Below are 24,257 nucleotides of genomic sequence, written 5' to 3' on the forward strand. Positions count from 1 at the left end.
GTCTTCCTTTCAATCCATCTTCACGCCGGCGTCCTTGACCAGGGCGCGCATGGCGATGCCGTCCTTGCGGATCAGCGCTTCGAACTCGTCGGGGGTGGAGTTCAGCACCTCGTAGCCCTGGGCCTCCAGCGGCTGGCGGAAGGCCGGCTGCTGCAGCACGGCCACCGATTCGCGGTTCAGCCGCTGCGCGACATCGGGCGGCGTGCCGCGTCGCACCAGGATGCCGTTCCAGACCACCGAGACCACGCCCGGCACGCCGGCCTCCGCAAAGGTGGGCACGTCGGGCATCACGGCCGAGCGCTTGGTGTCGGCCACCGCCAGCACCCGCACTTTGCCGGCCTGCCTGTGGCCGGTGACGGCCGGCAGGTTGTTGAACATCATGGGGATCTGCCCGCCCAGCACATCGGTGAGGGCCGGCGGGCCGCCCTTGTAGGGCGCGTGGACCAGCTGCGTGCCGCTGTTCTTCTCGAACAGCACGCCCGCCAGGTGCATGGTGTTGCCGTTGCCGGCCGAGCCGAAGACCAGCCGGCCGGGCTGCGCCTTGGCGGCGGCCACCACGTCGGCCACGCTGCGGTACGGCGTCTGCGCGCCCACCAGCAGCACGTTGGGCATCTGGTGGGTGAGGGTGATGGGCTGCAGGTCCTTCTGCGGCTCGTAGCCCATGCTGGCGTAGAGCTGCGGGTTGATGGCCAGCGTGCTCAGCGAGCCCAGCAGCAGCGTGTAACCGTCCGCCGGCTGGTTGCGCGCCACATAGGCCGAGCCGATGTTGCCGTTGGCGCCGGCGCGGTTGTCGATGACCACCGGCTGGCCCAGCCGCTCCGACAGGCCCTGCGCGAAGCTGCGCGCGAACTGGTCGGCCACGCCGCCGGCCGGGTAGGGCACCACCAGCGTCAGCGGCCGGGTGGGGTAGGCCGCGGACTCGGCCGCAGCGGCCGGCCCCAGGGCGCAGGCAGCGCAGGCGGCCAGGCCCAGCTGGGCGAACAGGCGGCGGTCGACGGGCATGGGAGTCTCCTGATTGGGGATGTCAGCGGTAACTGTTACCGCTAACATGCTGTTAGTCTAGGCGCCCGGGCCGCTTGCCGGCCATCGGTGCTAACCATGAAGCCTGCTTCCTCGTCGTCTTCCTCCTCCGCTTCCCGCGCGCCGCGCCGCAAGGCGGGCACGCACACCATCCATGACGTGGCCGCCCTGGCCGGCGTCTCCGCGATCACGGTGTCGCGCTACTTCAATGCACCCGAGAAGGTGTCGGCCGCCGCACGCGAGCGGCTCAAGGAGATCGTGGACCGCCTGGGCTACGTGCCCAGCCAGATGGCCGGCGGCCTGGCCTCGGGCCGCGGCCGCGTGGTGTGCGCCGTGATGCAGAACATCGCCAGCAGCACCTTCGCGGACCTCGTCAACGGCATGACGGACGAGCTCAAGGCCTCGGGCCTGCAGTTGCTGCTGGCCAATGCGCAGTACTCGCGCGAGCTGGAGGAGTCGGCCATCCGCACCTTCGCGGGCTGGCATCCCAGCGCGCTGATCCTTACGCGCGACGACCACACGCCGGCGGCCGAAGCCATGCTGCAGGCGCTCCACATCCCGGTGGTGGAGGCCTGGGGGCTGGTGGAGGGCCGGCCCTTCCACCAGGTCGGCTTTCCGCATCCCGAGGCGGGCGTGCAACTGGCCGAGCACTTCCTGGCGCAGGGCGCGACGCGCATCCGCTTCGTGCTGCCGCGGGCCAGCCAGGACTTCCGCGCCGAACAGCGGGCCGCCGGCTACCGCCAGGCCATGCAGGCCGCCGGCCTGCCGCCCGATGTGGCCGTGGCCGAGGTCGACGACGACTACGAGGCGGGCGCGCGCGTGATGGCCGCCCATGCCGCGCAGGCGCCGGGTGCCCGGCCTCAGGCGCTGGTCTTCGCCAACGACAACATGGCGGCCGGCGCCATCCTGGAGGCGTCTTCGCTGGGCCTCGCGCTGCCGCGCGATGCCGCCATTGCCGGCTTCGGCGACGCACCGATCTCGGTGCGGCTGCGGCCGGCGCTGACCACGCTGCGCCCCGCCCGCTACGAGATCGGCCAGCAGGCCGCCCGGCGCGTGCTGGGCCTGCTGGCGGGTGCACGCGACGAGGCGGCGGTGGCCACCCGCACGCTCGTGCCCTGTACGCTCGTCGTACGCGACAGCAGCCGCGTCGGGCGCTGAGGCGCGGGCCCGGGCTGCGCTTCACGGATCGTGCAAGCGCAACCCTAGCTGCCGACCGATGCGGGTTCGCGGGCGCCGTCGGGCGGCTGCGTCAGCGCAGCCACGGGCACCGGCTCGCTGTAGAGATAGCCCTGCAGCTCGTCCACGCCCAGCTGGCGCAGCATGGCCGCCTGCGCCTCGGTCTCCACGCCCTCGGCCACCACGCGCTTGTCCAGGGCTGTGGCCAGGGCCACGATGGCGGAGGCGATGGCATAGGCCGTGGGTTGGCGGCCGAAGGCCTGCACGAAGCTCTTGTCGATCTTGAGCGTGTCCAGCGGCAGGGTGCTCAGGTAGCTCATCGCCGAGTAGCCGACGCCGAAGTCGTCCAGCGCGATGTCGAAGCCCATGGCGCGCAGCCGTCCCAGCTTGTGCACGCAGCCCTCGATGTCGCGGAAGAAGGCGCCTTCGGTGATCTCCAGCTCGATGGCGCCGCGCGCCTGCGGAAACTCTGCGGCCAGGGCCTCCACCTGCGGCAGGAAGTCGCGGTGCGCCAGCTGCAGCGGCGAGAGGTTGACCGACAGCCGCGTGAGCGGCGGATTGGCCTGCATGCGCCAGTGGCTGACCTGCTGCATCGCCTCGCGCAGCACCCACAAGCCGATCTCGCCGATCAGGCCGGCCTCTTCGGCGATGGGAATGAAGCGGTCGGGCGGGATGCGGCCCTTGATCGGGTGCTGCCAGCGCAGCAGCACCTCGGCCGAGGCGACCGCGCCGTCGCTGGCACGCACGCGCGGCTGGAAGAGCAGGAAGAACTGTTCCGCCGCCAGCGCACCGGCCAGGCTGCGGCGCAGTTCCAGCCGCTCGGCCGTGGACGCGTTCAGCGTGCTCGTGTAGTCGACCACGCGGTTGCGCCCGCCCGTCTTGGCGGCGTACATGGCGGCGTCGGCGTTCTTCAGCAGCGTCTCGTGGTCGCGCCCATGGTCGGGAAAGGCCGCCACGCCGATGCTGGCGCCGATCTGCACGTCGAGCGCATCGATGCGGAAGGGCTGCTGCAGGGCCGCCAGCACGCCGTGCAGCAGCGCGTGCAGGGCCTCCGGCGGCTCGTTGCACAGCAGCAGCACGAACTCGTCCCCGCCCATGCGGGCAAGGCGCGCGTCGGCCTTGGCCAGGCTCGTGCGCAGCCGGTAGGCCACCTGCTGCAGCAGCCGGTCGCCCACGCTGTGGCCATAGGCGTCGTTCACGTCCTTGAAGCCGTCCAGGTCGATGAAGGCCAGGGCCAGGCTTTGGTTGCGGCGCGCGGCGCGCTCCATGGCCTGGTCCACGGCGTCGACCAGGCCCAGGCGGTTGAGCAGGCCGGTGAGGCTGTCGACCACGGCCCGTGCCACCAGCTGGCGCTCGCGCTCGTCGGCCTGCACCGCCACGGCGAGCCGGGCGCACAGGGCGTCGAGCTCGTGGCGGGTGCGCGCGGGCCACGGGGCGCCGTGGGCGCTCGTCACCTGCAGGGTGAAGGTGCTGTCCGGCCGCTGGGCCACGGGCAGCACCTCGGCATGCCACGGCGCGACGGGCGACGACGCCTGCGACGACGGTGCGTGGCGCAGGCGCCGGTGGTCGGCGTCGAGCACCAGCGCCTCCGGCGGCGCCCCGTCCTTGGGATGGATGCGCAGCATGAACTGCAGCTGCGGCGCCGACTGTGCCAGGTGCTGCAATGCCAGCGCCGCGATGTCGTGCAGCGGCTGGCGCGCGAGGATGGCGGTGTCCATTTGCGCGAGCACCTGCGAGAAGGCCAGGTCGGCGCCAATCTCGCCCACCATGCCGTTGAAGGAGTCCGCCAGCTCGCGGAACTCGTCGGTCATGGCCGAGGCATCGACGCGCTGGCCGAAATCGCCGGTCCGCACGGCCCGCGTGGCCTCGATCAGCGTCTCCAGCGGGAGCGTGATGCGCCGGGCGTAGAAGGAACTGGCGATCAGCGCCAGCAGGAAGGCCAGGCCCGTGGCCTGGGCCAGGGCCGCGCCGGTCCCGAGCGGCAGAAAGCGATAGGCATTGCGCTGCGGCGCGGCGCTGATCAGCCAACTGGCGCCCTCGAACACGGGCGCGAGGTGCAGCGGGCGGGTGTGGGCCAGTGCCAGCATGTCGCCCTGGAGCGGCGTGAGGCAGTGCGGACCGGGCGCCTGCTCGCTCTGGAGGCAGATCGTGTGGCTGCTGCTGGCCAGGTTCTCCAGCAGGTATTCCGGCCGCATGCGGCCTTCGACCACGCCGCCATCGGGTGCCGCCACGCGCATCACGGGGCGCATGCCGATGCCGCCCGGCAGGGGCTGCAGCAGCACTTCGCTGCGTTCATGGGCGGGCGCCTCGCGCAGGGACGTGATGCCCTCGAACACCTTCGCGGCCTGCAGCTCCAGCGCCTCGTTGGGCGCGCCCGAGGCCTGGGCCTGCGCCCGGGCCCGCAGCAGCAGCTCGGCCGCGCGAAGGCGGTCGAACAGGTTCAGGCTCGCCGCCTTCGTCGTCTCGGCCATCAGCCGCTGCGTGGCACGGCGCTGCAGTGCGTCGGTCAGCTCGTAGGAGATGAGCGACACCGCCAGCAGCGGCAGCGCGACGATGACGAAGGCGCCCAGGAAGATGCGCCAGCCCCAGCGGCTGCGGAAGACGACGGCAAAGCGCTGCCAGTTCGCGGGCATCGTCGTCAGTAGTCGGAGGCCTTGCCGATGAAGGCGCCGTCGTTCGCCCGGATGATGTCGTCCTGGCTGGCCTGGGCCGTCAATGGCGGCACGCTGCGCCCGTCCGGCCCCATGCTGTAGAGGTCGAAGTCGCTGTTGAGCGGATGCAGCGCGCGGTCCTTGCGCTTCTGGCCCACCGTGGCACCGGCCATCGACAGGTACTGGTAGGGGTTGCCCCAGGGGTCGGGCTGGGTCCAGCCGATCTGTGCCAGTGAATCCGGAAAGCCCTTGTTGTCCAGGCCGTACATGCTCAGCTTGGCGGCGATCACGCCGATGTCGCGCACCGCGTCGGCCACTTTCATGCGGTCGCGGTAGTCGGCATAGCGCGGCAGGGCGATGCCCAGCAGCACGCCGATCAGGCCGATGACCATCATCAGTTCGAGCAGGGTGAACCCGAACAACCACCGTCGACGGGTGGTGGCGGCACGCAGCCGTTCTCTCATTCGCGCAGGCATCCAGAAGTCAGTGGGAATACCAACAGCATCCTATGAATGTAAAAAAATGAAAGCAGGACAGATGCTATTTCTGACACGGCGCAGTGTCGGTGTCCGCAGCGGACCGGGCCTGTGCTGCAATGCCAGCGGTTGCAAACTCGACACGATTTCATGCCGCGGCGCCCGAAGACCACCCGACCCGAGCCCGCCGACGCCGCAGCGCAGCTGCTGCTGTCCCATGGCGCTTCGGCCCTGTGCGTCTATGACGCGCAGGAGCGCATCACGCGCTGGAATGCGCGCTACCCCGAGTTCTTCCCCGAGGTGGCGCCGCTGCTGAAGGTCGGCCTGCATTTCACGGACACGGTGCGTCCCTTTCTGCGGCTGCAGCATCCCGATGCGGGCGCGCAGGAGATCGAGGAGGGCGTCGCGGCGGCGCTGCGCCGCCACCGTGCGCTGGAGGGCCCGGTGCGCTACCAACGCGCGGACGGCGGCCGCTGGCTGGAACTGCGCATGTTTCCGCAGCCGGATGGCGGCCGCATCAAGATCTGGAACGACGTCACCGCCGAGCAGCAGGCCGCCGCCGATGCCGGTGACCGCGGCATGCTGGAACTGCTCACCGTGGCCCATGTGGGGCTCATCGTCCATGACGCGCAGGGGCGGCTGCTCTACAGCAACGCGCGCTACTTCTCCGAGATGTTCCTGCACGTGCTGACCGCGCTGCCGGACGTGCGCACCCGCGGCACCCATGCCGCGTTCTGGCGGCAGTTTGCCGAGATCTTCGGGGGCGACCCGGCCTACGAGGCCCTCTGCGGCCTGCCGGGGGGCGGCCGGCTGCCCCGGCCGGTGACGCTGCAGGCCCGCACCGGGCACTGGTTCCGCATCGCCGAGGAGGACTGGCGCGGCGGCGTCGCCTCGGTCTGGACCGACGTGACCGACCTCATGCAGCGCGGCCAGGCGCTGCAGGCGGCCTACGGCGAGGTGATGGCGCTCAATGCCCAACTGCGCGACCGGGCCGAGACCGACAGCCTGACCGGCCTGCCCAACCGGCGGCACTTCGAGGCGGCCCTGTCGCGCGCGCAGCGGGCCGTCGACGAGGGCGCGCGGCATGCGGTGGCCGTGGTGGACATCGACCGCTTCAAGTCGATCAACGACCGCTTCGGCCACGATGTGGGCGACCGCGTGCTCACCGAGGTGGGACGCTGCATGCGCACGGCGCTGCGCCCCGGCGACGTGCTGGCCCGCCTGGGCGGCGAGGAATTCGCCATCGTGCTGCAGGATGCCGGCCTGGACGAGGCGGCGTCCCGCGCCCGGACCTTGTGCGCCGAGGTGGAGCGTCTGTCCCTGCCGGGAACGGCCGACCAGGCGATCCGCACCAGCGTCTCGGTCGGCGTGGCCGCGCTGCGCGCCCAGGGCGACCCGGCCGAGACGATGCGTGAAGCGGACCTGGCCATGTTCGAGGCGAAGAAGGCCGGGCGGAACCGGGTGGGCGTGGCGGGATGAGGGCTGGACGGGCGGCGCCCGTGGGGCGCTGCCGGGTGCAGACGGGGCTGTCGGTACTGCTTTGAATGATTCAATGTGTATTATGTCTAATTTAAGACTCGCATCGAATCGCGGCCGCCCTGCCGCCGCGCAGCCCGCCGGCAGCCTGTGCCCCTCGGCAAGGACAACGCCGTGGACCTCGCGAGCCCATGGGCGCCGAACGCCGAACGCCGAACGCCGAAGCGCCGCGGCGGTCCGGCGGTTCACGCCTTCGCCCGCGGCTTCATGCGGAAACTCACGCCCATGCGGTTGATGGCGTTCATGGTGGCGATCATGAGCGTCAGGTCGACGAGATCCTTCTCGCCGAATACGGCCAGCGCGGCCGCATAGGCGTCGTCGCTGGCGTGCGTCTCGCTCACCAGCGTGACCTCCTCGGACCACGCCAGCGCGGCACGCTCCTGCTCGGAGAACAGATAGCGCGCCTCGTGCCATACCGGAACGAGCACGAGCTTCTCGACCGACATGCCTTCGGCGAGCAGGTCCCGCGTATGGATGTCGATGCAGTGCGCGCAGCCGTTGATCTGCGACACGCGCAGGAAGACCAGGTGTGTCAGCAGGCTCGGAAGGCCGGTGCCCTTGCTGACGAAGTGGTGCAGCGCCCCGACAGCCTTGGCGCCCTCGGGAGATGCTTGGAACCAGACAGCGCGATCCATGAAACGGTTTCCTTCGATCTGGGGGTGGACGGAGGCCGGAATCGACCTCCCATCCCCTCAGACGTTCGACGCGAAGGCGCTGTGACAGGCGCCTGACCCGTTCCGACGCTTCGACCTGCGGGCGCAGATCGCATCAACGCCCGGCCTGCTGCACCTCGTACCGCAACTCCGCCATGCCCGGGCCCATCCGGTCAACGGAAAGCAGGCGCAGGCCTGACCCGACCACGCGGCGAGGAAACAGCGGCTTTCCCTTGCCAAGGGTGGCAGACCCGATCTGGACGATGAGTTCATCCAGCAAACCCGCGTCGTGGAACTGGCCCGCCAGGTCGCCGCCCCCCACGATCCAGATGTTCAGGTCGCCCGCGGCGGCCTGCATCTCCTGGTGCACGGCTCGCACGTCGCCGTTGACGAACCGGATGTCCGCACCGTCGATGGCCGGGAGCGTGCGGCTCGTGAACACCCAGGCCGGCTGGGCATAGGGCCACGGCGAACCCATTTCGGCGGCCACCTTCTCGGCGTTGCGAACCATCCATTCGTAGGTGGAAGAGCCCATGGCCAGGGCGCCGACGTTGGCGATGAATGCGGGATAGCTGGACTCGTTCACGCTCCCCAGGGCGAAAAGCCAGTCGAGCGAGTCGTCCTCGGTGGCGAGAAAGCCATCCAGGCTTGTGGCGGTGTAGTACTGGGTCTTCATTGTTCTTTGCTGCAGGGTTTGAGTGGCAGCGGCCGGCCGTTCCTGCCCGGCCGTGGGCGCGCCCAAGCATAGTCATCGGCGCGCCGGCCGTGGCCCCTGTGCCCTGCGGCGCCGCCCTTGCCCGCTGCCGGCGCGACTCCTCAGCCTTGCCCCACCGCCCGCTTCTGCCGCTGCGGCACCAACACCTCCTCCACCCACCGCGTGCACACCCCGCGCGCCACGAAGTCCGGATGCGTCAGCAGCTCCCGGTGAAAGGCCGCCGTGGTCGCCACGCCCTCGACCACCAGTTCCGCCAGCGCCTGCCGCATGCGCGCGATGGCCTCGCCGCGGGTCGGGGCGTGCACCACCAGCTTGGCCAGCAGCGAGTCGTAGTACGGCGTGACGACCAGCCCGTCATGCGCATGGCTGTCGCAGCGCACGCCCTCCCCCGTCGGCGCAACGAAGCGCGTCACCGTGCCCGGGCGCGGCAGGAAGTTCTTGGCCGGATCCTCGGCGTTGATGCGGCATTCGACGGCGTGGCCGCACAGGCGCACGTCCTCCTGCGTGAACGACAGCGGCAGACCCGCGGCCACGCGCAGCTGCTCGGCCACCAGGTCCAGGCCGCTGACCATCTCGGTGACCGGATGCTCGACCTGGATGCGCGTGTTCATCTCCAGGAAGTAGAAAGCGCCGCTCGCCTCGTCCAGTACGAACTCGACGGTGCCGGCGCCGTGGTAGCGCACGGCGCGCGCCAGCGCGAGCGCCGCCTGGGCCATGGCCTCGCGCGTGGCCGCATCGAGGCAGGGCGACGGGCTTTCCTCGATCAGCTTCTGGTGCCGGCGCTGGGTGGAGCAGTCGCGTTCTCCCAGGTGCACGAGCGCCCCATGGTGGTCGCCCATCAGCTGGATCTCCACATGGCGGGCGCGCTCGATCAGCTTTTCGACATAGAGCGTGGCATCGCCGAAGGCCGCGCCCGCCTCGGCGCTTGCGCTGGCAAAGGCCGAGGCCAGCTGCGCAGGCTCGCGCACGATGCGCATGCCCCGGCCCCCGCCGCCGGCGCTGGCCTTGAGCAGCACCGGATAGCCGATGCGCGCCGCTTCCACCTCGGCCGCCGCCAGATCGGGCAGCGCGCCCGAGCCCGGCACGCGGGGCACGCCGGCGGCCAGGGCCATGCGGGTGGCGGCGATCTTGTCCCCCATCGCCTCGATGGCTTCGGGCGAGGGGCCCACGAACACCAGGCCGGCGTGCGCACAGGCGCGGGCAAAGCCGGCCCGCTCGGACAGGAAGCCGTAGCCGGGGTGCACGGCCTGGCAGCCGCTTTCGAGCGCGGCGTCCACCAGGCGCTGGATGTTGAGGTAGCTCTGGGCCGCGGGCGCGGGCCCGATGCGAACCTCGGCGCCGGCCAGGCGCGACGCCATCCCGCCCGCGTCGGCGTCCGACACGGCCACGACCGCCTCCAGGCCCAGCGCGTGGCAGGCGCGCACGATGCGCACTGCGATCTCGCCGCGGTTGGCGACCAGCACCCGGCGCAGCGCGCCGAGCGCGCCGCCCATGTCTGCGGCGGGGCCGCTCATGGCTGCTTCTTCAACAAGTGCAGCTCGCCCAGCAGCGCACGTGCGCCCTCGGCCTCGCTGTCCAGGTACTTGACGGTCTCGGCGGCGCCCATGAAGCGCGGGCGCCAGTAGTTGCGCGCAAGGAAGGCATTCCACTCCGGCGTGGCGGAGATGCGGCGCAGCACGCCTTCCCAGAAGGCGATCTGCGCTGGCGTCATGCCCTTGGGCCCCTGCAGGCCCTGCGACGAGGCATAGACCGCGTCCACGCCCTGCTCGCGCCAGGTGGGCACGCCGGCCAGGTCGCCGCCGAGCCGCTCGGCCGAAGCCACCGCGAGCACCCGGATCTTGCCGGCCTTGAGCTGCGGCACCACGTTGATGGCCGAGGCCGACACCACGTCCAGGTGACCGCCCAGCAGGTTGGTCATGGACTCGGCCGAGGACTTGTACGGCACCACCGTCAGCCTGGCGATGTCCACGCCGGCCACCTGCAGCGGCTTGGCGATGGCCGCGTGGATGTGGTTGCCGATGGAGGTGGCCACGCCGATGGACAGCGCCGCCGGGTTCTTGCGCAGCGTCTCGACCAGATCGCGACCGCTCCTGATGGGCGAGTCGGCGCGCACGGCGACGGTGATGGTTTCGTCGAACAGGATGGCCAACGGCGTGAAGTCCTCGTAGCCCAGCGACACCTCGCCCACCAGCTTGTTGTTGATCGAGGAGTGCGTCAGCGTGGCCAGCAGGTGGCCATCGCCCGGCTTCGCGGCCAGCGCACCCATGGCCACCATGCCGGCGCCGCCCGGCTTGTTGACCACCAGCATGGGCACGGGCAGCAGCTTGTCGCGGTCGATCAGGGACTTGATCTCGCGCGCTGCGGTGTCCAGCGCCGCGCCGGCGCCGGCAGGCACGATGTATTCGACGGTGCGCTCGGGCTTCCAGTCCTGTGCCGTGGCCAGCAGGGGCAGCGTGAGCAGCAGGCCGGCGACGCTGCGCCGGAGGCGGGAAAGGGCCATGGGTTGTCTCCTTGCTTGTTCTCGGGATGGCGCGTCAGGCGCGGGCGCCGCGCGTGTTCTCCAGCACCGCCCGCGCATCGGCCATCCAGTCGCACAGCAGGGCCCGCGTCTCCCGCGGGTCGATGATGTCCAGGATGCCGAAGTGCTCAGCCGTGCGGAACGGCGAGCCGATGCGGTGGTAGCGCGCCTCCAGCGCGGCGCGGGCGGCGGCCGGGTCGGCGGCGGCCTCGATCTCGGCCTTGTGGGCCGCGTCCACGCCGCCTTCGATCGGGATCGAACCCCAGCGCGCCGACGGCCAGGCAAAGCGGTGGTTCAGCGCCGGAAAGTACTTGGGCGCATGCATGCCGCCGGCCATGCCGAAAGCGCGCCGCAGGATGATGCTCAGCCAGGGAATGCGCACGTCCTCGATGGTCTGCACCACGCGCACGGCGCCGAGCAGCGTGCCGGCCAGTTCGGCCTCGGGGCCGGTGGCATTGCCCGGCTGGTCCACCAGGTTGACCATCGGCAGGCCGAAGGTGTCGCACAGCTTGGCATGGCGCTCGGTCTTGTAAGCCGCGGCCAGGGTCATGGCGCCGCCGGCCACCTTGGGGTCGCTGCACAGCACGCCCACCGGCCAGCCATCCAGGCGCGCCAGCGCCGTGATGATGGAGCCGCCCTGCCAGCGCCCGATCTCGAACACCGAGTCACGGTCGAACAGCGAGGCCATGATGCGGCGCGGGTCGTAGATCTTGCGGCGGTCGTGCGGGATGGCGTTCTTGAGCCAGTCGTCCGCACGGGCCGGGTCGTCGGTGGGCGTGGTGCGTGCCGGCAGCCGATGGGCGCTGGCCGGCAGGTAGCTCAGGAACTGCCGCACCTGACGCAGCGCTTCGGCCTCGTCCTCGGCTTCGTTGTGCACCAGCGCGCTCTTGCGGTGGACCTTGTAGCCGCCGAGGTCGTTCTTGTCGACGTCGATGCCGTAGGCCTGCTTGACCACCGGCGGGCCGGCGGCGAAGACCTGCGCCTGGTCCCGCACCATCACCGAGAAGTGCGACAGCAGCACCTTTACCGCCCCGAGGCCGGCGCAGGCGCCCAGCGCGACGCCCACCACCGGCACGGTCTTGAGCAGTTCCACGCCGGGCCAGTTGCCATAGCCGGGGATCTTGGCGGCGGCCTGCTGCATCAGCAGCTTGACGCTGCCTCCCGCGGTGTCCACCAGGCGCACCAGCGGCATGTGCTGGGCCAGCGCCAGACGCTCGGCATAGATCCACTTGTCGGAGAGCGTGCCCTCGGACGAGCCGGCGCGGATGGTGTAGTCGTCCGCCGAGACCACGATGCGGCGGCCTTCCATGCGGCCCGTGCCGATGATGGCGTTGACGGGCTGCAGATCCAGCAGCCGGCCTTGCTCGTCGTAGCGGCCGCGGCCGGTGATGCGGCCCAGCTCGCGGAAGCTGCCGGCGTCCAACAGCGTGTCGATGCGCTCGCGCGCCGTCTGCCGTCCGCGTGCCTTGTGGCGGGCGACGGCTTCCTCGCCACCCATGCGGGCGGCCATCTGCCGGCGTTGCTGCAGCTCGGCCAGTTCGTCGGCCCATTCGCCGCTGGCATCGAGTTCGAGGGGTAGGGTCATGCTCATGGGGTCTCCTGGGCGCAAAGGGTGGCCGCCAGTTCGTCGCGCACGGCCTGCGTGTGGGCCCCGAGCTCGGGACCGGTGTGGCGGATGCGGCCGGGCGTGGCCGACAGGCGCGGCACCACGCCGGCCTGGGTGGTGTGGCCCAGCGCTGGATGCGGCACCTGCTGCAGCATGGCGCGCGCCGCGAACTGCGGGTCCTGGAAGATGTCGGCGATGGTGTAGATGCGCGACGCCGGCACCTCGGCCTCCTGCAGCATGGCTTCCAGCTCGGCACCGTCGAACGAGGCCGTCCATTGGCCGATGAGGGCGTCCAGCGCCTGCATGTGGGGCTTTTCGCCGCGGCTGCGGATGGTGCTGAAGCGCGGGTCGTCCAGCAGCCCGGGCTGGCCCATCAGGCGCACCAGCCGCTCGAAGGTGCGGTTGCTGTTGGCGGCGATGAGCACATAGCCGCCGCCCTGCACCGGGTACAGGCTGTTGGGCGCCATCGAGGGCAAGTTGGGCCCCTCGCGGGTGGGCACGACGCCGAGCTTCTCGTATGCGGGCACCAGCGGTTCGAGCTGCGTGAAGGCGGCCTCGTAGAGCGCCACATCGACCACCTGGCCTCGGCCCGAGCGGCTGCGCTCGTGCACGGCCGCGAGCGCGCCGAAGGCGGCATAGGTGGCGCTGAGGTAGTCGGTGGCGGCCACGGCCACGCGGGCCGGCGGCCGGTCCGGATCGCCGGTGAGGTGGCGCACGCCGCCCAGCGCCTCGCAGATGGCGCCGTAGCCGGGGCGCTGGGCATAGGGCCCGTCCTGGCCGTAGCCGCTGATGCGCACCATGATCAGCCCGGGGTTCTGGGTCGAGAGCGCCTCGTAGTCCAGGCCCAGCCGCTCCATCACGCCGGGGCGGAAGTTCTCGACCAGGATGTCGGCCTGCAGGATCAGCGCCCGGGCCAGTGCGCGGTCCTGCGGGTCCTTGAGGTCCAGCGCCACGCTGCGTTTGTTGCGCAGGATGGAGGCGGCGTACAGCGACACATCGCCCTGCTCGCTGTGCACGTGGCGGCCCATCTGGCGCACCGGGTCGCCTTCGGGCGGCTCGATCTTGATCACGTCAGCGCCGAAATCGCCCAGCAGCCGCGCGCAGGCCGGGCCGGCAATGGTGCTGGCGATCTCGATCACCTTCAGGCCCTGCAGCGCGCTGCCACGGGGGGCGGGATCGTCCGAGGTGCGACCCGCACGTTGCGTGGGGTCGGCCTGCGGACCCTTGTCGTCCGGATTCCGGGTCATGGTGCCCTTTCGTGTGTTGTCTCCGGGCGTCATTGAAGCATCCGACATTCTTATTGTCAACAATCTTATTGGTGACTACGATCTGGGCTTCAACAAGGCCATCAAGGAGACGCCATGAACACCACCCTGCAATCCGAAGTCACGGGCACCGTCTGGAAGATCGAAGTCCAGGAGGGCGACACCGTGCAGCCCGACCAGTCCCTCCTGGTGCTGGAGAGCATGAAGATGGAGATTCCCGTCTGCGCACCCGCTGCCGGCGTGGTGCGGCAGTTGCTGGTGAAAGAGGGCGAGGCGGTGGCAGAGGGCCAGCCGGTGGTCGTACTGGGCTGACAAGGCCCGGGGCCATCGCGGGCCCAAGCCGGGGCGCGCCGGCGCCGCGCGGCGGGCTACGTGCCGCCGGCCTGTTCCTCGAGGCGCCGCGCCGCCTCTTCCGCCGACGCCTCGCTGCGCGCGCGGGCCAGCTGCATCATGCGGGCCGTGTCGCCCTGCTCCAGCGCGTCGCGGGCCTCGATCCACAACTGCGCCGACTGCTGCCGCCGCTCCACCGAGGCCAGGCCGAGCTTGCTGTAGCGCAGAGTCTGCAGCGACAGCGCCGCGATCATCCGGCGCAGCCGCTCGTTGCCGGCGAAGCGGGCCGTCAGCTGCAGCAGGCGGTGCACCGTCTCCGCGTAGGCGTCGCCGCCCTCGGGCGAGGTCGAGAGCGCCTCCAGCCGAGCCACGCCGGCACGCATGAGGGCGAGCAGCTCTGGTGGCCGCTGCGACGCCACCTTGCGCACCACGACGTCGAACAGGCCGGCGCGGATCTCGAACAGCTCGCGCAACTCCTGCGCCGTCAGCACCGCCACGATGGCGCCGCGGCGCGGCAGCACCTGGATCAGGCCTTCGCGCTCCAGGATGCGGATCGCCTCGCGCACCGGTCCACGGCTGATGGCGAATTCGTCGGCCACCTCCTGCTCGCCGACCCGGGCGCCCGGCGCCAGCTCGCCCGAAAGGATCCGGTCACCGAGCCGGGCCGCCACCTGCTCGGGCACCGTCAACGTGAGGCCGGAGGCGTCGGCAAAGAGCCGGAATGCCACCTCCTTCTCCCAACGGGAAAAGTCGGGATCGGCGAGGAGGTCGGAAGGATGGGGCACAGGATGAGGATCAATTCAGGCGGTCAACCTGCGCATTGTCAACAAAGTCTGACCCTCCCACCAGCCATGCCTGGCGCAGGCGCTGACCTGTTTCTGACCGGCTTCATTTACGTTTGTTAACTACGCTACAGAAACACTTGTGTTTCGGCTGCGGCCCGGGAACCCGCTGCCTACGATCCGCCCCATCAAGGTCAAGGAGTCGGTTCATGGGCAGTCGCGGCATTGGGCATGGAGGCGCGTGTACAGAGCACGACGCTCCGCCCGTGGCGCTGACGCAGGGCCCGCTGCCCGCCGGCGCTGTCGCGCCTCATCCTGAAAGCGGTTTCTGCGCCGCAGGCCGGAGCGCGCCGCCGCTGCGCGCGGCCTTTCTTTCGATCACCAACGCGGCCCCCATTGCCGAGGCCTACGGCGCGGTGGCGGCATCCAGCCTGAGCGCCCAACTGCTCCATGGCGTGCGCCAATGGCTCGGCCACCCGCTGCGGGCCGAACGCGTGGCCGACGATTGCCTGGTGCTGTGGGTCGATGGCGATGCCACCGCGCTGGAGCGCCTGCTGGCCCGTGCCGGGCGCGAGTCCTTCCCGGTGGACGGCCAGGCCTGCCTGCCCGCCCTGCATGCCGACTGGCTCGACATCGAGGGCGACCAGGCGCGGATGCTGACCCCGGAAGAGTCCGCGTACGCCCATTTCGTCGCCACGCCCAGTCCCAGTGCGGCCGGTGGCTGGCAGGCGGCCGCCGACCGCTTCCGTGCCGACATGTCGGCCGCCAGCGAACTGGCCGGCGCGCTGGGCGCCAGCCGCGTGGCGCTGGACTGGCAGGAGGTGGCCAACGCCCAGTCGCCCGGCGACAGCCTGTGCCTGCGGGGCACGCCCTGCCTGGTGCCGATGGCCGAAGGCATGCAGGCGCTGTCCAGCGACATCTTCGTGCCGGCCCTGGAGCGGCTCAACCTCACGCGCCACCTCGACCGGACGATGGTGCTGCTCACCCTCGCCCGCCTGGACCGGATGACCCGCCTGCACCTGTCCTGCCGCATCTCGCCGCTGAGTGCGCTGGACGACGCCTACTGGACGAGCGTGTTCGATGCCCTGGCACAGCGGCCGGCCATGGCACGCCGCTTCACGCTCGAGATCGGCGGCCGGGCCGCCCTGCCGGTGCTGGAATCCACCCGTGCCTTCTGCCAGAAGCTGCGCGAGCGCGGCGTGCGCATCGCCGTCTCGCGCTTCGGCAGCGGCAGCGACAGCATCGGCCTCGAAGGCCTGCAGGCCTGCCGGCCCGACATGCTGGTGCTGGACGAACTCTGCATCCTGCGTGCCCGCCATTCGGAGGCCGGCCGGCAGGAGCTTCGCGACATGGTGCGCACCTGTGGCGCGCTGGTGCCGCACACCGTCGTTGCCGGTGTCGACGGCGAACAGGATCTGGCGCATGCCCGCGCTGCCGGCGCGCAGTGGGTCTGCGGCCGCGGGGTGCCCCGCAGCCCAGTCCGGCGCGAGGCAGTGGCGTTGGGCCGCCCCACCGCAAGGCGCGTGGCGCCGCTGGCGGTCGCCGCGGCGGCGCCCGAGGTGGCCCGGCCCCACATCGATTTTTGGCATTGAGGAGATTCGCATGAGCAGCTTCGCCGGCCTTCGGGCGCGACCCGAGACGCGCCCGCCGTTGATGACCCCCGTCCGCGCGCCCACGCCGCTGCCGGGGACGGTCTCTCCCTGGGCCGGCCTGCGCGAGCGCGGCCCGAAGGAGGCGCCCGCCGCCCGCAGCGCCTGCACCTGCGGTGCTGCGGCCGACGGCGCCTGCCACGACGGCGAAAGCCTGGATCTCATGCTCCAGCACCAGTACCGGATGCTGGAGCAGGCCATCGCCGAGCAGGCGAGCCGCCACTCCCGTGTCGTCGCCGCCTCGGCGGAGCCCGCCCTGGCTCCGCTGCTGGAGCAACTCGAATCCCCGGGCGCATCCGCGGCCGGCCTGAACTTCGCCGACCACCGGCTGGTCGACGAGGGCTGGACGCTGGTGCTGCCCGGCGCGGGTCTGCGCATGCCGCTCAACAGCGAGGAGCGGCTGCTGATGATGTCGCTGGCCCTCACGCGCGGCCACCGCCTCGGCCGCGGGGCGATGCAGGCCATCTTTGCGGCCTACCAGCTCGCCGACGACGTCGCCGCCATCGACCAGGTGGTGCGCAGCCTGCGGGGCCGCGCGCGCATTGCCGGCGGCCATCTGCCACTGCGCGCCGTGGGCGGCGGCTACCAGTTCGGTGGCGTGGGCACCCGGCCGCCGGGCCGCCCGCCAGGCAGCGGCCGCTGGCTGCGTTCGGCGGCCCCGTCGCTCTGAAGATCCGTGCGCCAATGGGGCGCACCGCGCCCGTGCGGCCTGAAAGGTGCTTGCGTGGCCGGCAGCCAGCGACGCTGGGTGCCTGCCGGGCACCTCTTCCCCGAAATCCGGTTTGACGTGAAGCTGCTGCGCGGGCCGTGGCCTCGTGCAGGAGACGACTGATGTACATCCACCCTCTGCTTTCGTCGGTACCGCCCCGCGCGCGCGAGGCGCTGGTGCGGCTGATCGAGCTGCGCAACTTCCGCCGCAACGAGGTCGTCCTGAACGTGGGCGACGACATCGACGCCCTGTACTGCGTGGGCTCGGGCCTGCTGCGCGTGGTGGTGCCCGGCCCCAACGACGCGACCGTCACCACCAACTTCCTCAGCCCCGACGACCTGCACCTGGGCGCGCCCCTGGACGGCCCGAAGCAGCCGTCCGACCTGAGCCTGATCGCCGCCCTGCCCTCGTCGGTCTACGTGATGCCGCTGTGGACCCTGCGGCGGCTGTGCGAGAGCTATCCCAGTGTTCCGCTGGTGCTGATGCAGATGCAGTGCAAGCAGATGCTGGCGCTGCGCAAGCAGATCCGCCGCCGCACCACCATGTCGGCCGAACACCTGGTCGGCCGTGTGCTGCAGGAGCTCACGCAGTTGGCGCCCGAGGGCGACCATGCCTTCGACAGGCGGATCTCGCAGGGCGTGATCGCCTCCTACGCGGGGCTGTCGCGGCCCATGGTCAACAAGGTGCTCAAGGAGCTGGAGGAGCGCGGCGTGGTCCAGCGCGACGGCGACGCCGTGCATGTGCGCGACGACCTGGCCTTCAACACCGACTTCCATGCGCCGCTGGGCCCGGACGAGCTGGCGCCGCCGTCGCGCGCGCCGGATCATCCGGACAAGGATTTCCCGATCGACTTCGGGTCGCGGTTTTGATCCCATGCCCGACGCCTTCCGCCATGGTCTGCAGTCCGGTCGCCGCCGGCAGGTCCGGCCCGTGGCCGGATGGCAGGCGGATCTGGCCCACGCGCTGCAGCGCGAGGAGCTGGAGGTGCACTACCAGCCAAAGCTGCATGCCTGCGACGGCCGGCTCAGCGGCGTGGAGGCCCTGGTGCGCTGGCATCACCCCCGCGTGGGTTGGGTGCCGCCGGAGGACCTGATCGCCTTCTGCGAGCGCCACCGGCTGATCGTGCAGCTGGGCCGCTGGGTGGTGCGCGCCGTGTGCCGCCAGTTGGCGGACTGGCAGCGGACGGAAGGGCTGCGGATCGCCGCCTCCATCAACCTGTCGCCGCTGCAACTGGACAGTCCTTCGCTGGCCGACTACTTCGACGAGCAGATGCGCGAGCATGGACTGCAGCCCGACCAGCTGAGCTTCGAGATCACCGAAAGCTGGTCGCTGGCCGCGAGCGGCGCGGCCGACGACTTCTTCCGCGTGCTGCGCCAGCGCGGCTTCGGCCTGTCGATCGACGACTTCGGCTCGGGCTACTCCTCGCTCAGCCGGCTGTGGCGCGTGCCGGCGAACGAGCTGAAGATCGACGCCTACTTCGTGCAGAACGTGGCGGCCGACCCGGCCGTGCAGATCGTGGTCAAGGCCGCGGTCGACCTGGCCCATGCGCTGGGGATGCGGCTGGTGGCCGAGGGCGTCGAGACCCAGGCCCAGTGCGAGGCGCTGGTGCGCCTGGGCTGCGACGAGCTGCAGGGCTACGTGTTCAGCCCCGCGCTGCCCCCGGCCCAGCTTTCGCTGTGGGTGCGGGGGCGCATGCGGGCGGCGGACGCGCCGGCGCAGCACGGGGCTGCGCCTTCGGCGCTCATCGGCTGAATGCCATCAGGTCGCGGGGCGGGCGGCGGGCCTGCCCGCGCCGTCGGCTGCGGGCGTCAGCCGCACGGGCAGCCAGCGGGTGCACAGTCCGGCGCCCAGCACGGCCAGCCCGGCGATCAGGAAGACGGACCGCAGCCCGTGCCCATGGGCGCCGGTCAGCGCCTGCGCCACGGCCGGCGATGCGAGCCCGGCGGGCGCGGCCGCTGCCACGGCCGTGACCGTGGCCATTTCCGCCTCCACCCGGTGCACCAGCAGCGCCGCCAGCAGCGCCACGCCGCCCGCGCCGCCCAGGCTGCGCAGCATCACGGGCACGGCCGTCGCAATGCCGAGGTGCTGCACGGGCGAGGTCCGCTGCGACACCACCGTCACCACCGGAAAGACCAGCCCCAGGCCGATGCCCAGCGGCAGCAGGCCGAGCGACAGCGCCAGCGGCTGCGTCGGCCACCACTGCAGGGCACCCGCCAGCAGCACGAAGCCCAGCACCATCGACGCGCAGGCCGCGCGGGCCACGGTGACCGGCGAGCGGCGGGCACGCAGAAGGCGTCCGCTGCCGATGGCGGCGAAGGTGACGCCGCCCATCAGCGGCAGCAGGTGCCAGGCCGATCCGGTGGGCGACAGGTGCAGGCGGTCCTGCAGGTAAGGCGGCAGCAGGGCCACCGCGGCGTACAACGCCACGCCCGAGGACATGGCCATCAGGCTCGCGGCCCGGTAGGCCGCAGGCGCAAAGAGCGACAGCGGCAGGAGCGGATGCGCGGCCCGTTGCTGCCGCCACAGGAAGAGCGCGGCCAACGCCAGCCCGCCTGCCAGCAACGGGCCCAGCCCCAGCGCCGGCGGCAGGCCCAGCCGCCCGCGCTGCGTGGCCAGCAACAGCAGCACCAGCGCCCCGGCCAGCAGCGCACCGCCCGGCCAGTCGATGCGGGCGTCGGCCGCGCCATGCCGGCGCCCGGCCGGCAGCGTCATGGCCAGCAGGCCTGCGGCCAGCAAGGCCAGCGGCACGTTGAGCCAGAAGGCCCAGTGCCAGGTCAGGTGCTCCACCAGCGTGCCGCCCAGCAGCGGGCCGAACAGCGTCGCGATGCCGTAGGCCGCCCCGAGCAGCGACTGGAAGCGGGGCCGCTGCTCCAGCGGAAAGAGGCTGGCCACGCTGAGCATGGCCAGCGTCATCAGGCCCCCACCGCCCGCGCCCTGGACGGCGCGCGCCAGCACGAGCTGGGGCACGCTGCGGCTGGCGCCGCACGCCAGCGAACCGAGCAGGAACAGCCCCAGCGCCCACAGCAGCACGCGCCGGGTGCCCAGCAGGTCCGCCAGGCGCCCGTAGAGCGTGATGACCACCGTGGCGGCCAGCAGGTACGAGGAGAAGGCCCAGGCGAGCGGCCATCGCCCGGGCAACTCGCGCGCCATCACCGGCAGCGCGGTGGACAGGATGGTCTGGTCCAGCGCCGCCATGGCCAGAGTGAGCATGAGCATCGCGAAGGCGATGCGCTGCTGGCGGGCGGGCGGGAAGTCGGACGAGGGCGACGGCACGGCAACGGGCGGCGGCATGGCGGGAGAAGCTCCGGGGATGGGCGATGCGCCGCAGTGTCCGGATGCCCGGCAATTCCGTACAGTGCAATGTCCGAAATCGATGATTTCGTCCGATGAAACAGTACGACCTCAACCTGCTGGCCGCCCTGGACGCCCTGCTGGCCACGGGAAGCGTCACGGCCGCAGCGACCCGCATGCACCTGAGCACGCCCGCCATGAGCCACACCCTGGCGCGCATCCGCGAGGTGTTCGAGGACCCGATCCTCGTTCGAGCCGGCCGCCGGCTGGTCCCCACCCCGCGCGCCCTGGCGCTGGCGGAGCCGGTGCGCCAGCTGCTGGCCCAGGCCCAGGCGCTGCGCGCCACGGCAGGACAGGACTGGCAGGCCCAGCCGCGCCGCTTCGTCGTGAGCGCGCCCGAGGGCTGGGCCGTGGCCTATGGCGTCGTGATCGCCCAGGCGCTGGCCGAACGCATGCCGCACGCCAGCCTGCAGTGGCTGCCCGAAGCACCCCACGACCCTGGCGCCCTGCGCGAAGGCCGCATCGACCTGGAGATCGGCGCCGTGCGCCGGGCCGACACCCGCGCCCAGGCCGTGCTTCTGGCCGCGCAGCCGCTGGTGGGTGCGGCACGCGCCGGTCATCCGCTGCTCAAGGGCCGCATGACGCTGGCGCGCTACGCCGGCGCCCGCCACGTCGACACCTCGCCCCGCGCGGGCGAGCCCGCCTCCGTGGATCGCGCATTGGCCGAGGCGGGGTTGGCGCGCGACGTGGCCATGCTGGTGCCCAGCACCTTCACGGCCCTGATCGCCGCCTCGCGCTCCGACCTGGTGGCCACCGCCTCCACCCGCACCGCCCGCAAGATGGCCGAGCCGCTGGGCCTCGCCTTGTTCAAGCTGCCGGTGGTGGTACAGACCGAGCCCACGCGCATGGCCTGGCATCCGCGCCACGAGGGTGACGAGGCGCACCAGTGGCTGCGTACCTGCGTGACGCGCGTGTTCCACGACGGGCGCAGCACGGTGCCGCCGTCCTTGGCTCAGCGCCCCAGCAGCAGGTAGCCGATCAGTTCCACGGCCTGGCCCTCGGGCGCGTCGTTGCGCCGCGCGTTGGCGTCTCCGCTCCAGGGCTGCGAGGCTGCGGAAGTGACAGCGGCCGCCAAGTCCTCGCGTAGATCGCCGAATCGGGCATCGACCCGGCCATCCATCAGCGCGTCAAAAGACATGGCGGCGGCCGGCGTCAGTCCCTCCATGCGCAGCACATGCCGCGGCGCGGTCTGGTAGCTGCCCTGGGCGGTCCCAGGGATGGACCAGGGCACCGTCACCAGACACACCCGCAATTCGTGGGGGGCACCGCTCTGGTCGGTGTACACATAGCGCTCAGGCGTCTCGGGCGCACGACCTTCGGGCAGCGCGATCCCCCTGGCAAGCATCTCGTTGACCAGCTCAATGCCGCACAGCGCTGAGTCCACGGCGCCGTTGACGGCGTACTGTGGGTTGCCTGGGTCGTCGCCGGGCTGAATGTTGTGCGTGACCGCCACATACGACAAATAGCTGGCCCGCCAGCCCAGCACGAACTCGCTGAACATGCGCTGCAGCGCGGCCTGACGGTAGATGTTGGCGCCGGACATCAATGCGCCCAGGATCACGGAGATGACGATCAGCACGACCGAAAGCTCCACCAGGCTGAAGCCTTTCTGTGGCGAGCCATGCCGGGGGCGCGGGCGACGGGAGGTGTTCATGGGTTGCTCACCGGCTGCAGATAGAGGCCGCCAGCCAGGGACTCGTTGGCATGGTCTCTGGTGCGCTGGGCCAGCCGGGCCATGAGCGCGTCCTCGTCCCGGCGGCTCTGCAGGGCGATGGCGTTGGAGCCGGTGAGCTTTTCGATGGCGGCGGCCACACCCATTGCCCTGGCTGCAACATAGCTCAGATGGACACCGACATCCGTTGTCGCGGTGGCGCAGGCCAGCTTCGCCTCCGCCGAAGCGCTGAGTTGCCCGGGACTTGCCGTCCCTGCAGCGTCATCTGCGTCGATGCTCGTCACGTTGGAGCAGTTCATCGCCGCATCCTGGAGCTTCGACGGGATCCGCAGTTGCTGGGTGACGAAGTCGAGAACCGCGAAGACGAATGCGGCCAGTGCGGCTTCGTTGTTGAGCTCGGCGATCTCCAGCTGCTCGCCAGCGGCGATCCGCATCATCTGTGCGGCCACGGCCGCATCCTTGTGAGCGCGAGCCGCGCCGCCGACGACTGCGCCGCAGTGCAGCAGTTGCCATAGATTGGCCGCCGTGCGCGCACGGGCGATGCTCGACCGGCTGGTGGCGTCGGCGGCAGCGGGATCCCGATCCGACTTCAGCGGGCTTTGCACCTCGTAGGCAAGGGCCAGGTTCGAAGCCAGCGCACGTCCAAGCGTTGCGCAGCGCTGGGCCACGCGGTCGCCCCCGTCGAACTGGATGGTGGAAAAGGTCCGGCCGTCGAGCTCGAACACATCGATGGCCCCGGGGGGGCGCATATGCAGCCCGTCGGCGCCCAGGGTGTACTTGAGAGCTCCGGCGCCGGCGTCCGGCAGGCCGATGGTTCGCCACGGGACATAGCCCTGGATCGTGCTGCAGTCCTCAAGTCCTTTTTCATTGGACGCGGGACAGGGAAGTCGGGCATTGCGCACGAGATAGCTGACCAATGCTTGATCGGCGCGACTCGTCATGTCGGTTTCGGACTCGGCCAGGCTTGCCGAGAGAAATCCTTGCTGAAGCTTCCAGGCTGCGATCGTGAGTACGCCGAGGATGGCGAGGGCGATTGCGACTTCGAGAATGGTGACGCCTGTTTGAAACGCCCGCCTTGCAGATTGGAGATTCCGTGTCATGGCGTGAGCCCCAATGCCAGGTAATGGTTCAGCTCTCGCTCGGTGTCTTCAAGGGCCAATGCCACGATGCCCTCCTTGGTCTGAGCGTCATTGATGGCGGCAACGAGCGTGGCCTGCAGCGCCGGCCACTTGTCCAGGGTCTGCACGACCAATGCGATGGTGGTGGCCAGTTGCGCCTGCGATGAGGCATAGATCAGCACCGCCGCCGCGAAGATCGCTTCATCGTCGTAGGGCTTTTTTCCGCCGTGCCCGAGAACGAGCTCTGCTTCGTCCACCACCAGGATCGCCTGCGTCACCAGCAACTGCGCCAGTCCCAGCGCCGACTCGTCCATCTGGGCTTGCGCGACTTGCAGGTCCACTCGCTTGTGCTGCGTATTGGCCTTCGCCAGTTCGAACATGTCCAGGAGTGCCCATCTGTATTTCGTCGCGGACGCCGTGCGGGCGATTCGGTCCGGGCAGCCAAGTGCAGTGAACAGTTCGGTCGGCGAAATGCCGCGCGAGAAGCGTCCTTGCACTTCCCGCGCGTGGGCCAGTTCGGTGCCTGGCAGCGCAACGTCCGCGACACTGCTTCCCGTGGCCGCCGAAGAGGAGTACTCCAGGACGACGGCAACACTCACCGAGTCGGCTCCCGATCCAAGGTCCAGCAATTCGCCTTTGCCCGCCTGGGCAAGCTTCAGACAGAAGTCCAGGCCAGGCGATGCCTTGGCGTCTGAAACCAGGCCATGGGGGGTGTAGTGGCTGGCGGGAATGCTGGTGAGCGCGGGTGCCACGTAATACCTGATGCGATTGCCACCACCGCTCGGTGCAAGAGCAGAAGGCAGCCATCCATCGTCGGAGGTGGGAAGACGCGCATTGGCGCTTGCATATCCGGTCAGTGTGGCGTGGGCCTGTTCCAGGATCCGCCGCTGCTGGGTCTAGTCGCCGTGCATGCCATCCGGGCGCAACCACTGGCTGATTGCCGCCACGATGGCCCCGCCCACCATGACGGCGACCAAAGCGTCAACCAGCGCAAAACCCGTGTTCTTCTCTTTCATGGCGTTCAGTGGAC

22 protein-coding genes are annotated in these 24,257 nt (G+C 70.8%); 8 read left to right on the plus strand and 14 right to left on the minus strand.

Annotated features, from left to right (window positions below):
- Nucleotides 1-9: 9 nt before the first annotated feature.
- Nucleotides 10-1,002, minus strand: coding sequence for a tripartite tricarboxylate transporter substrate binding protein (locus KBC94_RS20605; RefSeq protein WP_294374436.1), 993 nt, complete (start codon nucleotides 1,000-1,002; stop codon nucleotides 10-12).
- 96 nt (nucleotides 1,003-1,098) lie between these two features.
- Here KBC94_RS20605 and KBC94_RS20610 point away from each other — a divergent pair, with 96 nt between their 5' ends.
- Entirely contained in the window at nucleotides 1,099-2,178 is a 1,080-nt protein-coding gene (locus KBC94_RS20610; protein WP_294374438.1) for a LacI family DNA-binding transcriptional regulator, read from the plus strand.
- A 44-nt stretch (nucleotides 2,179-2,222) separates the two neighbouring features.
- On the opposite strand, the gene KBC94_RS20615 is transcribed toward KBC94_RS20610, so the two are convergent.
- Complete coding sequence (locus KBC94_RS20615) at nucleotides 2,223-4,829, minus strand: EAL domain-containing protein (protein WP_294374441.1); 2,607 nt, start codon at nucleotides 4,827-4,829, stop codon at nucleotides 2,223-2,225.
- Nucleotides 4,830-4,834: 5 nt separating this feature from the next.
- Nucleotides 4,835-5,311: a prepilin-type N-terminal cleavage/methylation domain-containing protein gene (locus tag KBC94_RS20620; protein WP_043117760.1), complete on the minus strand. Its 477-nt coding sequence runs from the start codon at nucleotides 5,309-5,311 to the stop codon at nucleotides 4,835-4,837.
- A gap of 162 nt (nucleotides 5,312-5,473) precedes the next feature.
- Between KBC94_RS20620 and KBC94_RS20625 the strand changes: the two genes are divergently transcribed.
- Complete coding sequence (locus KBC94_RS20625) at nucleotides 5,474-6,802, plus strand: sensor domain-containing diguanylate cyclase (RefSeq protein WP_294374444.1); 1,329 nt, start codon at nucleotides 5,474-5,476, stop codon at nucleotides 6,800-6,802.
- A 242-nt stretch (nucleotides 6,803-7,044) separates the two neighbouring features.
- On the opposite strand, the gene KBC94_RS20630 is transcribed toward KBC94_RS20625, so the two are convergent.
- The 6 genes from KBC94_RS20630 to KBC94_RS20655 form a co-directional block, all read right to left on the minus strand.
- Nucleotides 7,045-7,494, minus strand: a complete 450-nt coding sequence (locus tag KBC94_RS20630; protein ID WP_294374447.1) for a carboxymuconolactone decarboxylase family protein — start codon at nucleotides 7,492-7,494, stop codon at nucleotides 7,045-7,047.
- Between the two features lie 133 nt (nucleotides 7,495-7,627).
- Nucleotides 7,628-8,188, minus strand: coding sequence for a dihydrofolate reductase family protein (locus KBC94_RS20635; protein WP_294374581.1), 561 nt, complete (start codon nucleotides 8,186-8,188; stop codon nucleotides 7,628-7,630).
- Between the two features lie 140 nt (nucleotides 8,189-8,328).
- Nucleotides 8,329-9,741 carry an acetyl-CoA carboxylase biotin carboxylase subunit gene (locus KBC94_RS20640; protein WP_294374449.1) on the minus strand — a complete coding sequence of 471 codons (1,413 nt, stop codon included), beginning with the start codon at nucleotides 9,739-9,741 and terminating at the stop codon, nucleotides 8,329-8,331.
- Nucleotides 9,738-10,727 (minus strand): tripartite tricarboxylate transporter substrate binding protein, encoded by a 990-nt coding sequence (locus KBC94_RS20645; protein ID WP_294374451.1) that lies wholly within the window; start codon nucleotides 10,725-10,727, stop codon nucleotides 9,738-9,740. The genes KBC94_RS20640 and KBC94_RS20645 overlap by 4 nt, the downstream gene beginning before the upstream one ends.
- Nucleotides 10,728-10,761: 34 nt before the next feature.
- Nucleotides 10,762-12,336, minus strand: a complete 1,575-nt coding sequence (locus tag KBC94_RS20650) for a carboxyl transferase domain-containing protein (protein ID WP_294374454.1) — start codon at nucleotides 12,334-12,336, stop codon at nucleotides 10,762-10,764.
- A complete protein-coding gene (locus KBC94_RS20655; protein ID WP_294374457.1) occupies nucleotides 12,333-13,598 on the minus strand; it encodes a CoA transferase in 1,266 nt (421 codons plus the stop codon). The genes KBC94_RS20650 and KBC94_RS20655 overlap by 4 nt, the downstream gene beginning before the upstream one ends.
- Nucleotides 13,599-13,712: 114 nt before the next feature.
- On the opposite strand from KBC94_RS20655, the gene KBC94_RS20660 reads away from it, so the two are divergent.
- Nucleotides 13,713-13,928: an acetyl-CoA carboxylase biotin carboxyl carrier protein subunit gene (locus tag KBC94_RS20660; RefSeq protein ID WP_294374459.1), complete on the plus strand. Its 216-nt coding sequence runs from the start codon at nucleotides 13,713-13,715 to the stop codon at nucleotides 13,926-13,928.
- 56 nt (nucleotides 13,929-13,984) lie between these two features.
- Here KBC94_RS20660 and KBC94_RS20665 read toward each other — a convergent pair whose 3' ends face one another.
- On the minus strand, nucleotides 13,985-14,731 hold the full coding sequence (locus KBC94_RS20665) for a GntR family transcriptional regulator (RefSeq protein ID WP_294374462.1): 747 nt from the start codon (nucleotides 14,729-14,731) through the stop codon (nucleotides 13,985-13,987).
- 263 nt (nucleotides 14,732-14,994) lie between these two features.
- Here KBC94_RS20665 and KBC94_RS20670 point away from each other — a divergent pair, with 263 nt between their 5' ends.
- From KBC94_RS20670 to KBC94_RS20685, 4 genes are all read left to right on the plus strand, one after another.
- On the plus strand, nucleotides 14,995-16,320 hold the full coding sequence (locus KBC94_RS20670) for an EAL domain-containing protein (RefSeq protein ID WP_294374465.1): 1,326 nt from the start codon (nucleotides 14,995-14,997) through the stop codon (nucleotides 16,318-16,320).
- A gap of 10 nt (nucleotides 16,321-16,330) precedes the next feature.
- The gene (locus KBC94_RS20675; protein ID WP_294374467.1) at nucleotides 16,331-17,047 is read left to right on the plus strand and encodes a hypothetical protein; all 717 of its coding nucleotides are present in this window, start codon (nucleotides 16,331-16,333) and stop codon (nucleotides 17,045-17,047) included.
- 161 nt (nucleotides 17,048-17,208) lie between these two features.
- A complete protein-coding gene (locus tag KBC94_RS20680) occupies nucleotides 17,209-17,955 on the plus strand; it encodes a Crp/Fnr family transcriptional regulator (protein ID WP_294374468.1) in 747 nt (248 codons plus the stop codon).
- Nucleotides 17,956-17,959: 4 nt separating this feature from the next.
- A complete protein-coding gene (locus tag KBC94_RS20685) occupies nucleotides 17,960-18,838 on the plus strand; it encodes an EAL domain-containing protein (protein ID WP_294374473.1) in 879 nt (292 codons plus the stop codon).
- Between the two features lie 6 nt (nucleotides 18,839-18,844).
- Here KBC94_RS20685 and KBC94_RS20690 read toward each other — a convergent pair whose 3' ends face one another.
- Nucleotides 18,845-20,377, minus strand: a complete 1,533-nt coding sequence (locus KBC94_RS20690) for an MFS transporter (RefSeq protein WP_294374474.1) — start codon at nucleotides 20,375-20,377, stop codon at nucleotides 18,845-18,847.
- 95 nt (nucleotides 20,378-20,472) lie between these two features.
- Between KBC94_RS20690 and KBC94_RS20695 the strand changes: the two genes are divergently transcribed.
- Nucleotides 20,473-21,411 carry a LysR family transcriptional regulator gene (locus KBC94_RS20695; RefSeq protein WP_294374476.1) on the plus strand — a complete coding sequence of 313 codons (939 nt, stop codon included), beginning with the start codon at nucleotides 20,473-20,475 and terminating at the stop codon, nucleotides 21,409-21,411.
- Here the strand turns inward: KBC94_RS20695 and KBC94_RS20700 are convergent.
- From KBC94_RS20700 to KBC94_RS20710, 3 genes are read right to left on the minus strand one after another with little or no spacing between them, the layout of a single operon-like run.
- Nucleotides 21,390-22,091, minus strand: coding sequence for a prepilin-type N-terminal cleavage/methylation domain-containing protein (locus KBC94_RS20700; RefSeq protein ID WP_366934732.1), 702 nt, complete (start codon nucleotides 22,089-22,091; stop codon nucleotides 21,390-21,392). The two genes, KBC94_RS20695 and KBC94_RS20700, sit on opposite strands and share 22 nt — an antisense overlap.
- A complete protein-coding gene (locus KBC94_RS20705; RefSeq protein WP_294374480.1) occupies nucleotides 22,088-23,209 on the minus strand; it encodes a hypothetical protein in 1,122 nt (373 codons plus the stop codon). Before KBC94_RS20705 ends, KBC94_RS20700 begins: the two co-directional genes overlap by 4 nt.
- On the minus strand, nucleotides 23,206-23,979 hold the full coding sequence (locus tag KBC94_RS20710; RefSeq protein ID WP_294374482.1) for a hypothetical protein: 774 nt from the start codon (nucleotides 23,977-23,979) through the stop codon (nucleotides 23,206-23,208). Before KBC94_RS20710 ends, KBC94_RS20705 begins: the two co-directional genes overlap by 4 nt.
- Between the last annotated feature and the right edge of the window lie 278 nt (nucleotides 23,980-24,257).

Source organism: Pseudacidovorax sp. (assembly GCF_017991995.1).
Lineage (GTDB): Bacteria > Pseudomonadota > Gammaproteobacteria > Burkholderiales > Burkholderiaceae_C > Xenophilus.

Bases quoted from the DNA above. Each gene is read 5' to 3' on its own strand.
- KBC94_RS20605 (WP_294374436.1), bottom strand. From the start codon at position 1,002: ATGCCCGTCGACCGCCGCCTGTTCGCCCAGCTGGGCCTGGCCGCCTGC.
- KBC94_RS20610 (WP_294374438.1), top strand. From the start codon at position 1,099: ATGAAGCCTGCTTCCTCGTCGTCTTCCTCCTCCGCTTCCCGCGCGCCG.
- KBC94_RS20615 (WP_294374441.1), bottom strand. From the start codon at position 4,829: ATGCCCGCGAACTGGCAGCGCTTTGCCGTCGTCTTCCGCAGCCGCTGG.
- KBC94_RS20620 (WP_043117760.1), bottom strand. From the start codon at position 5,311: ATGAGAGAACGGCTGCGTGCCGCCACCACCCGTCGACGGTGGTTGTTC.
- KBC94_RS20625 (WP_294374444.1), top strand. From the start codon at position 5,474: ATGCCGCGGCGCCCGAAGACCACCCGACCCGAGCCCGCCGACGCCGCA.
- KBC94_RS20630 (WP_294374447.1), bottom strand. From the start codon at position 7,494: ATGGATCGCGCTGTCTGGTTCCAAGCATCTCCCGAGGGCGCCAAGGCT.
- KBC94_RS20635 (WP_294374581.1), bottom strand. From the start codon at position 8,188: ATGAAGACCCAGTACTACACCGCCACAAGCCTGGATGGCTTTCTCGCC.
- KBC94_RS20640 (WP_294374449.1), bottom strand. From the start codon at position 9,741: ATGAGCGGCCCCGCCGCAGACATGGGCGGCGCGCTCGGCGCGCTGCGC.
- KBC94_RS20645 (WP_294374451.1), bottom strand. From the start codon at position 10,727: ATGGCCCTTTCCCGCCTCCGGCGCAGCGTCGCCGGCCTGCTGCTCACG.
- KBC94_RS20650 (WP_294374454.1), bottom strand. From the start codon at position 12,336: ATGAGCATGACCCTACCCCTCGAACTCGATGCCAGCGGCGAATGGGCC.
- KBC94_RS20655 (WP_294374457.1), bottom strand. From the start codon at position 13,598: ATGACCCGGAATCCGGACGACAAGGGTCCGCAGGCCGACCCCACGCAA.
- KBC94_RS20660 (WP_294374459.1), top strand. From the start codon at position 13,713: ATGAACACCACCCTGCAATCCGAAGTCACGGGCACCGTCTGGAAGATC.
- KBC94_RS20675 (WP_294374467.1), top strand. From the start codon at position 16,331: ATGAGCAGCTTCGCCGGCCTTCGGGCGCGACCCGAGACGCGCCCGCCG.
- KBC94_RS20680 (WP_294374468.1), top strand. From the start codon at position 17,209: ATGTACATCCACCCTCTGCTTTCGTCGGTACCGCCCCGCGCGCGCGAG.
- KBC94_RS20685 (WP_294374473.1), top strand. From the start codon at position 17,960: ATGCCCGACGCCTTCCGCCATGGTCTGCAGTCCGGTCGCCGCCGGCAG.
- KBC94_RS20690 (WP_294374474.1), bottom strand. From the start codon at position 20,377: ATGCCGCCGCCCGTTGCCGTGCCGTCGCCCTCGTCCGACTTCCCGCCC.
- KBC94_RS20695 (WP_294374476.1), top strand. From the start codon at position 20,473: ATGAAACAGTACGACCTCAACCTGCTGGCCGCCCTGGACGCCCTGCTG.
- KBC94_RS20700 (WP_366934732.1), bottom strand. From the start codon at position 22,091: ATGAACACCTCCCGTCGCCCGCGCCCCCGGCATGGCTCGCCACAGAAA.
- KBC94_RS20705 (WP_294374480.1), bottom strand. From the start codon at position 23,209: ATGACACGGAATCTCCAATCTGCAAGGCGGGCGTTTCAAACAGGCGTC.